8 protein-coding genes are annotated in these 8,206 nt (G+C 71.6%); 4 read left to right on the forward strand and 4 right to left on the reverse strand.

The window, feature by feature from the left end:
• Positions 1-9: 9 nt before the first annotated feature.
• The 4 genes from KUM49_RS26735 to KUM49_RS26750 form a co-directional block, all read right to left on the reverse strand.
• Complete coding sequence (locus KUM49_RS26735) at positions 10-1,362, reverse strand: hypothetical protein (protein WP_217239495.1); 1,353 nt, start codon at positions 1,360-1,362, stop codon at positions 10-12.
• Positions 1,359-3,062, reverse strand: a complete 1,704-nt coding sequence (locus tag KUM49_RS26740) for a DUF3492 domain-containing protein (RefSeq protein WP_308406755.1) — start codon at positions 3,060-3,062, stop codon at positions 1,359-1,361. The genes KUM49_RS26735 and KUM49_RS26740 overlap by 4 nt, the downstream gene beginning before the upstream one ends.
• A gap of 252 nt (positions 3,063-3,314) precedes the next feature.
• On the reverse strand, positions 3,315-4,862 hold the full coding sequence (locus tag KUM49_RS26745) for a DUF3152 domain-containing protein (RefSeq protein WP_217239497.1): 1,548 nt from the start codon (positions 4,860-4,862) through the stop codon (positions 3,315-3,317).
• An 8-nt stretch (positions 4,863-4,870) separates the two neighbouring features.
• Positions 4,871-5,935 (reverse strand): alpha/beta fold hydrolase, encoded by a 1,065-nt coding sequence (locus KUM49_RS26750; RefSeq protein WP_254401796.1) that lies wholly within the window; start codon positions 5,933-5,935, stop codon positions 4,871-4,873.
• 164 nt (positions 5,936-6,099) lie between these two features.
• On the opposite strand from KUM49_RS26750, the gene KUM49_RS26755 reads away from it, so the two are divergent.
• The 4 genes from KUM49_RS26755 (at position 6,100) to KUM49_RS26770 (ending at position 7,947) form a co-directional block, all read left to right on the forward strand.
• On the forward strand, positions 6,100-6,324 hold the full coding sequence (locus KUM49_RS26755; RefSeq protein ID WP_217239498.1) for a hypothetical protein: 225 nt from the start codon (positions 6,100-6,102) through the stop codon (positions 6,322-6,324).
• Between the two features lie 154 nt (positions 6,325-6,478).
• On the forward strand, positions 6,479-7,120 hold the full coding sequence (locus KUM49_RS26760; RefSeq protein ID WP_217239499.1) for a TetR/AcrR family transcriptional regulator: 642 nt from the start codon (positions 6,479-6,481) through the stop codon (positions 7,118-7,120).
• Positions 7,121-7,266: 146 nt separating this feature from the next.
• Positions 7,267-7,494, forward strand: a complete 228-nt coding sequence (locus tag KUM49_RS26765) for a DUF3107 domain-containing protein (RefSeq protein WP_217239500.1) — start codon at positions 7,267-7,269, stop codon at positions 7,492-7,494.
• A 183-nt stretch (positions 7,495-7,677) separates the two neighbouring features.
• A complete protein-coding gene (locus KUM49_RS26770; protein WP_217239516.1) occupies positions 7,678-7,947 on the forward strand; it encodes a hypothetical protein in 270 nt (89 codons plus the stop codon).
• Positions 7,948-8,206 lie beyond the last annotated feature (259 nt).

Raw genomic sequence — 8,206 nt, forward strand, 5'->3', positions numbered from 1 at the left:
CCGGCCGCGTCACCACTGCTTCTCCGCCGGGGCGTGGGCCGAGGCCCTGGTGAGGGTGCGAGCTGCGTGGAGCAGGAGGATCAGCGCCCCGGTGCCGCAGGTGAGCGTTTGGACGCTGCCCGGGCCCCAGGTGTCGGTGAGGGTCTGGACCGGGACTGACAGGAGGTCGCAACCGGGGAGGCGGGCTGCGAAGACCGTGGCCAGGGCTGCTGACTGGGTGGTGGCGGTGGCGGCGAGGATGACCGCGGGGGCGTGGGTGAAGCGGTGGATGGTGAGGAGGCGGGAGAGAAGGAGCAGAGCGCCCAGAGCGATGGTCTGGGCGTAGGCGGGGGGCTCGTCCAGGGCTGTGCTGGTCACGGTGAGGAGGGCGGTGAGGGCGCACAGGAACAGGGCGAACGTGCCGAGCAGGAGGGGGCGTACGGAGGCGGCGAAGTCCTCCAGGCCGCGGCTGGCCGTCAGTTTGCGGCGGGCTCGTGCGGTGAGGAGGTGGGTACTCCAGGCCGCCGGAGCGCAGGCCCAGGCAAGGGCGAGGAGAGGGGCCGCGGTGAGGGGCCAGGGGGCGTCCGGGGTGCCGTCGGGCAGGCCGTCGGGGCCTCCGCCCAGGGCGGCTTGGAGTAGGCCGTCACCGAGGAGGGCGTACGCGATGAGCCAGTACGTCCAGGTGTTGGTGCGGGTCACGGGGGCGCCGGATCTGGGGGGTCTGGGGCTCAGTGGTCCTCGGGTGAGGGCCGCGCGCAGGGCCAGAGCCACCGCGAGGACGCCTGCGGCGGCGACCGTGGGGCGGGTGCGTCCATGGGTGAGGTGCAGGCCGATCACGGTCGCAGTGCACAGCGCGCCGGGAAGGAGGGTGAGCAGGGCCCAGTCGGCTCGTGGGCGGGGGGCGGCCTCGGGGGCGGGGTGTTTCGGGGATTCTCCGTCGCGGGGGATCCGGGCGTACATCTCCTCGGCCAGCGAGAAGACGTCGCGGTGGCGGAAACGGGCCGCGGTGCGGTCCGTCACACCGTGAGCCTCCAGGCCCGCCGCGATCTCCAGCGGGTCCACGGCTCGTTCGCACAGGTCCTGGTGACGGTGCATCAGGGCCTTTACCGGGTCCGCGGCGGTGCGGCGGGGCGTGACGGCCCTGCGCGCCCCGCTCGTTCCGGTGCCGCGTGTGCCTCGGTCGACGGCTGCGTCGGACTCAGGATCGTGGTCGGCTGCGGATACGTGGTCGTGGTCAGCCGCGGATCCGGAATCGTGGCTCACGGCCGGGTCCTGCGGGTCCGGTACGTCCGGCTCCGTGACCAGCCATTCCTCCGGCCGGGGGTCCCAGGTTCCGGGGGTGTCAGGGGTGCCGGGGCGGTCCAGTTCGTCCAGTTCGCTCATGACGCTCCCTCCGTGACGGCGGTCGGCGCGGTGGCGCGTACGGGCGGTCCGGCGGCCCAGCCGGGGCCGCCGCGGGTCACGACGCGCACGCCTCGCTCGGTCCAGCGGCCGGGTACGTGGGCCTCGGCGGGGGTGGCGAACGGCAGGGGTTTGCCGGTCTCGTCGAGAAGGACGCGGCGGACCGGGGTCTGCGAGACGATGTCCAGGTAGATGCCGTGGAATGCGGTGATGTTCTGCTCGACGGTGAACAGTTCGAGCGCACGGGCGCGGGCGGCGGCGCCCAGGCGCTCGCGGCGCTCGGTGTCGCGCAACAGTGCCACGCACGCCTCGGCGAGTGCCCGTGGATTGCGCGGGGGGACGACGAGACCGGTGCCGCCGATGACCTCCACGACGGCGCCGACGTCCGTGGACACCGTCGCGCGACCGCAGAACATGGCCTCGACCAGACTGAGCGGGAAGCCTTCGACGACGCTGGACAGGACGGTCACCGCGCCCGCGGCGTACGCGTCGGCCAGGGCCGGCAGCTCCGGGCCGCCGATCTCCTCGAAGGACACCGGATTGTCGCCGACGGCGTGCGGGCCGTCGGCCTCGTCGGGGAAGAGCTGCGCGGCCAGCGCCCGGCAGTGACCGAGGTAGGCCGTGCCCTCGGAACCGACGGGCGCGCCGACGATCCGCAGTCGTGTCTTGGGCTCCTCCTTGCGGATCTCCGCGAAGGCGTGCAGCAGGGAGACCAGGTCCTTGGCCGGTTCCACGCGGCCGACCCAGACCAGGGTGTGCGGGTCCGCGCACGCGGACGACTCGCCGACGTCCGTGAAGCGGGAGGCGTCCATGCCCGGGTAGACCGTGCGGAGCTTGGCGCGGTCGGCGCCACAGCGTGCCTGCCAGCGGCGCGCGTGCGCGTTGCCGGACGTGACGATCGCGGCCCGGCCGTAGGTCTCGGTGGCGAGCCTGCCGTGGAAGGCGGTGAGCAGGGCGCGTACCGGAGGCGAGGACTCCGTTGCGGTCAGGTAGTGGGTGCGCAGCCGCACTCCGTACTCGGTGACCAGCAGGGGGACGCCGCAGAAGTGCTGCGCGAGCAGTCCGGGCAGGGCCGCCGCGCCTCCGGACGTCGCATGGCACAGGTCGACGGAGCCGAGGTCGTCGTCCTCGTACCAGTCGAGCGAGAGGGGGCGCAGGGCGCGTTCCAGGTGCGCGGCGACGGTGAGCAGATCCGGTACGCGAGCCTCGCGCGCCGTGCGCAGCGCGCCGGGCGCACGACAGGCGCGCTCCAGGGCGCGTACGGCGGCCTCGGAGCGGAGCGCCCTCACCAGTCCGCCCTCGTCGCGGGCGAGTTCGGCGAGCCCGTACAGGGCACTGGCGAAACGGTCCGCCTCAGTGTCCGAAGGCCCTCCGGGTGCCTCTGCGGCACCCCCCTCACACAGGGCGGCCACCAACTCGCCGTAACACTCGGCGAACCGCCGACGCGCGCGCCGTCCGTACCCGGCCCCGTCGTCCTCGGCCGTCCACAGTGGTGCCGTGCGCACCCTGTTGACCTGCGGCGGCAACGGAACCCAGCCCTCGTCCTCCTGGCGCTCGCTGCGACTGAGCGCGTAGATGTGAAACTCGTGCTGCTCGAGCCCGCGCACGAGCCGGTCGCACCAGAGCCTGGCGTCACCGCTCACATACGGATAGCCACCCTCCGTAAGCAGTTCGATGCGCACCAGCGCACCCCCGATCTCCCGTATGGAGAGCCGCCGTTGACCCGGCGGCTCGCAGCGGGACGAACGTATGCGGACAAGGCGGTGGCGCGACGGACGGTTGTCCATCACGCCACCAAAAGGGGTGAACGGTCGTAACTTTCCCGTGCGGGTGGCGTTCCGTCGCGCTAGGAGATCATGCGCGCACCGATCGTCACCCCGTTCTGCGGGCGGGCGCCGGTGCGTGCGCCAGCGGCTCCTCGGCGTGCGGGCCCGTCAACTCCCCGGGTAGGGCCAGGGGTTGGCGCGGCAGCGGATTCCGTCATGGTCGAGGAACTTGGTCTGCTGCTGCATGACCGGGGCGAGATCGCCGTTCTTGTCGCACGTGACGTGGCTGAAGCCGAGCCGGTGGCCGATTTCGTGGTTGATCAACATCTGCCGGTACGCATGGATCTGATCACCGTAGGTCTCGGATCCCTGCGCCCATCGGTATGCGTTGATCATCACGCGTTCGGTGGCGGCCGAGTCGCACGAGACGTTGTCCACGGTGGTGTCCAGACCGGACTTGGCACACCAGATGGCGGTGGTTCCGGGGCTGGCCAGAGTGATCACGAAGTCGGGCTTGCCGGAGTAGATGCGCTCGAAGGTGCGGGCTCCGTTGTGGGCCCAGCTCCGGTCGTCGTTGAGCGTCTTCTGCACGGCCTGCGCGAAGAGTTCGCCGTCCAGGCCGAGCCCTTGCTCGACGTCGACGCGGTAGGTGTACTTCTGCCCCTGGCCGGGCGCCTTGGCGATGCCCTTGACGGCGTCGAACTCCCCCGGCCCCTTGGACGTGGCGCCGAGCGTGTACCTCTTGTCCATCTTCTGCTCGTACGTCAGCGTCGCCACGCCGGGTGATCCGGAAGGCGTCGGCCGGCCGTCCCCGCGCGAGGCGGGGTCGCGGGCGTCCCGGGCCTGGTCGGTGGCGGACTGGGACTGCACGGCGTCGTCGTCCCGCCCGCTCGCGACCTGGCCGGCCACGACGACGGCCAGCACGGTGGTGACCGCGGCGGCCGCGATGCCGGTGAACGTCCGCCCCTTGCCGCCCCTGACGGGCGCAGGCGCGCCCGTGGGAGGCACGTCGTCGTCATCGACGCCGTCACGGCCGGTCTCGGTGGGCCAGGCGGTGGCGGAGGAGTACGGGCCGGAGGCGTGCGCCACGGCCGGGTCGCGGTGCGGCACGGTGGCGGGGGCACGGGGCGCGAAGACGTCGTCCTCCCACGCGAATTCCTCGTCCTCCCCCTCGAACGCGTCGAGGTAGTCCTGCCGGGGCCCCCTCAGCCCCGCAGGCGGCGCCTGCCGCTGCCGCGGAAGGCCGACGCCCGGGCCGCCCGCACTGCCCTGGCCACCCGGCCTGCCGTACCCGACGCCGCCGCGCCCGCTCAACTCTCCCCATCCGCCACCTGGTTCACGCTGCTCGGGGTGCCCCCCACGGACCTGAGGAAACCCGTGCGCCGGCGTGCCGTCGGGGAATCGCGGCACACCCCGCGCCGGCGTGCCGTCGGGAAGCCTCGGTACGCCGTGAGCAGGCGTTCCGTCGGCAAACCTCGGCACCCCGCGCGCGGGCGTGCCTTCGGAAAGCCGTGGCACCCCGCGCGCGGGCGTGCCGTCGGCGAATCTCGGAACCGGACGAGCCGGTGGCCCGTACTCCGCCGGAGGGGCGGGCGGTGCGGCCGGTGCCTGCCGTGCGGGCGGTGGGCCTTGGGTCCGGCCCCGGCCTGTCGGATCAGCGCCGTCCCCCGTGGGGCCACTCCTGGGAGCAGGTCCACGTCGACTGTGGCGTCCCACGTAGCCTCTCAGCTCCCCGAGTTCATGCTGCCCGACATCCCGGCCCTGTCGCCGGAGGCTCCTTCTCTGTCGCCAACGGTACCCTCGCCGCCGCTGTGAGCCTCCACCCCGCCGCCAACGGCCCTGGTGTCGGCGAGCAGTTCGAGAAACGCTCCTGCCACCGTCTCGGGGTACTCCATCATCGCCACGTGCCCCGCCTCGGGCAGGGTGAGGAGGCGGGAGTCACGGAAGGAGCGGGCCGCCCGCTGGGCCATGCGGAAGCCGACGAGCTGGTCACGGCCGCCGTAGACGAGGAGGGTCGGCGCGAGGACGCGTTCGGCCTGGCGCCACAGCGCGTGCTGACCGCCCAGGGTGTACGCGTTCACCAGCCCGCGCGCGGAACGCGTCATCGCGTCCCAGAAGTACGGCAGCCGCACCCGCCGCTCCATCTCCTCCACGGCGTGTCGGAACCCTTCGGGGGTCACCCGCCCGGGGTCGCCGTAACAGAGCGCCATGACCCCGCGGACCCGCTGCTCCGACGTCCACTCCTTGGTGAACCGGGTGAAGAGGCCCGCCACGCCGGGCACCGCCAGCAACCCCGTCGGCACGGCCGTGCGCTGGACGCGGAGTTCCGGCAGCGCAGGCGAGACGAGGGTGAGGGTGCGGACGAGGTCGGGGCGGACCGCGGCGACGCGCGTGGAGACCGCGCCGCCGAGCGAGTTCCCCAAGAGGTGCACCGGAGCGCGTCCGGAGGCGTCGAGATAGCGGATCACCGCGCGCGCGTGCCCGGTGATCGAGTAGTCGCCGTCGTCCGGCGGCGGGGAGTCGCCGAAGCCCGGCAGGTCGACGGCCTCGCCGTCGACGGCGTCCTCCAGTTGCAGCATCAGCGCCGACCAGTTCTGGGAGGAACCGCCGAGGCCATGGACGTACAGCGCGGGCGGCAGTCCCTCGCGCGCGGGCGGCCTCGACCGCACGGACAGCGTGATGCCGGGCAGCCCGACCGACCTGAGCCTCTCACCCTCCGCGACCCTGACGGGCGCCACTTTGGGGAGCACGTTGGCGGGCGGCACGAACGGCTGCTCGGTCGAAGACATGCGGCAATGTTACGAGACGATCACGCACTGGTTCATGTGTTCGGCGTCACAGAGGGCACTCGGATCGCATGGCGTGCAGATCGGGTGTCTCCTAGGCTCGTGCACAGGGCACCCGCATGTGGCCCCCTGTTCCATTCAGGGATGTTCTAGGAAGGGAGCCCATCATGGCCGTCGACCCCACCGACCCCGAGACGTTCGAGCACGAGGACGCCGAGCAGGCGACCGAGATCGACGTCGAGGCGCCGGAGAACGACGCCGCGGAGCAACTGACAGAGGTCAAGCCGGACCGCGACGACCCGCTGACCGGCGTGGACCCGGACCGGGCCAGCGAGGCCGACATCATCGAACAGGCCCGCGTCGTCTCCATTGACGAGGACGACTATCGGTGAGAGCGACCGTTCCGTCCCGGTTAGAGGCACCGTGCCTGGTAATCGTCAGCGTCCGGTCCGTGAAATTCTGCGCTCTCACCGCGCACACCACGGTTACCGAAAAGTACGATGGCGGCGCGGCGCACACCGCAGAGGGACGACTTTGGGAGGCGGCGTGACAGCCATCGAGCAGACAGAGGCGGCACGCCCGCGAGGCACGCGCCTGCCGCGCCGTGCCCGACGGAACCAGCTGCTGGGCGCCGCGCAGGAAGTCTTCGTGGCACAGGGCTACCACGCGGCCGCGATGGACGACATCGCCGAGCGCGCCGGCGTCAGCAAGCCGGTGCTCTACCAGCACTTCCCCGGCAAGCTCGACCTCTACCTCGCGCTGCTGGACCAGCACTGCGAGTCGCTGATCCAGTCCGTACGCACGGCGCTCGCGTCGACGACGGACAACAAGCAGCGCGTCCGGGCGACCATGGACGCCTACTTCGCGTACGTCGAGGACGACGGCGGTGCCTTCCGCCTGGTCTTCGAGTCGGACCTGACCAACGAGCCCGCGGTGCGCGAGCGCGTCGACAAGGTCACGAACGAGTGCGCGGAGGCGATCTGCGACGTCATCGCCGAGGACACCGGCCTCTCCCGCGCGGAGTCGATGCTGCTGGCCTCCGGGCTCGGCGGTCTCGCCCAGGTGGTGGCGCGTTCCTGGCTGCACAGCGACCGCAGTGTCCCGCGTGACCAGGCGGTCCAGCTGCTGACCTCGCTGGCGTGGCGGGGCATCGCCGGTTTCCCGCTGCACGGCACCGAGCACCACTGACCGCACCCGCCCCGAGGGTTTGTTCCCGCCCGTTGTTCGCTTCTGGCGTTCTTGCGCGGAGCATGGACATCCCCTCACCGGGCTAATGTGTGCGGAGTACGGCGCGGAAGGTCGCGCACTTCACTGACCGTCGGAGGGACATAGCCGTGGAGGTCAAGATCGGCGTGCAGCACGCGCCTCGCGAGATCGTTCTGGAGAGCGGTCAGAGTGCCGATGAGGTCGAGCGGGCGGTGTCCGAGGCGCTGGCCGGGAAGTCGCAGCTGCTGACCCTGGTGGACGAGCACGGCCGCAAGGTCCTCGTCCCGGCCGACCGTCTCGCCTACGTCGAGCTCGGTGAGCCGGCCCCCCGCAAGGTGGGCTTCGGCGCGCTGTAGTCATACGCGGTGAGAGGGGCCCGGCGACCATGTGTCGCCGGGCCCCTCTCACTTTTCCCCACGTGTTTTTCCTCCACGGATGGAGCACAACTTGCGCACAGGGGAGGATTGTATTCCGCAGGTCACGGGTATGACGGGGTACGACCGTAACGCGCAGTGTGGCCGTGTGGGAGGGACCCCATGATGTTGTTGGAAGCGCTCGGCTCCGCTTTGCTCGGTCTTGCGCTGGCGGGGTTGGCGGTCCACCGACTGTCCCACCGACTGCCGGCCCGTTCGCTGGTCCTCGCGACCGGCGTGGCCGGCGCCCTCTTCGGCTCCTTCGTCACGCACAGCGCCCTGGACGCGGGCGGCGCCCTGCTGACCCTCATCGGCGCGACGATCGTCTCCTCGGCCTCGCTCTCGCTCCTGCTGCGCCCGGCGGGAAGACTCCGCCGCCGATCGGCGACCGCCTGATCCACCGCCGATCGCGGCGTCCCCACTGAGCAGAATCAGCGAGCCAGGTCAGTCAGCCAGGTAAGCGAGCAGAATCAGCGAGCCAGGTAAGCGAGCAGAATCAGCGAGCCAGGCAAGCGAGCCGGTTCAGCCGGCCAGGGTCAGCGCGACTGGCCGGCGAGCTAGGTGTTCTGTCCGGGGAGGTTGTGGACAGGTGAGTCAGGTCTCGGCTGAGGGATCTTGAAACAGGTGAGGGCCTTCCGGTTCGGTGTGGATTGCG

Origin of the sequence: Streptomyces sp. AC555_RSS877 (assembly GCF_019049245.1) — a bacterium.
In the GTDB taxonomy this organism is placed as follows: Bacteria; Actinomycetota; Actinomycetes; order Streptomycetales; family Streptomycetaceae; genus Streptomyces.

Excerpts from the sequence above, each read along its gene's own strand:
- KUM49_RS26735 (WP_217239495.1), bottom strand. The coding sequence starts at position 1,362 with ATGAGCGAACTGGACGAACTGGACCGCCCCGGCACCCCTGACACCCCC.
- KUM49_RS26770 (WP_217239516.1), top strand. The coding sequence starts at position 7,678 with ATGTTGTTGGAAGCGCTCGGCTCCGCTTTGCTCGGTCTTGCGCTGGCG.
- KUM49_RS26755 (WP_217239498.1), top strand. The coding sequence starts at position 6,100 with ATGGCCGTCGACCCCACCGACCCCGAGACGTTCGAGCACGAGGACGCC.
- KUM49_RS26750 (WP_254401796.1), bottom strand. The coding sequence starts at position 5,935 with ATGTCTTCGACCGAGCAGCCGTTCGTGCCGCCCGCCAACGTGCTCCCC.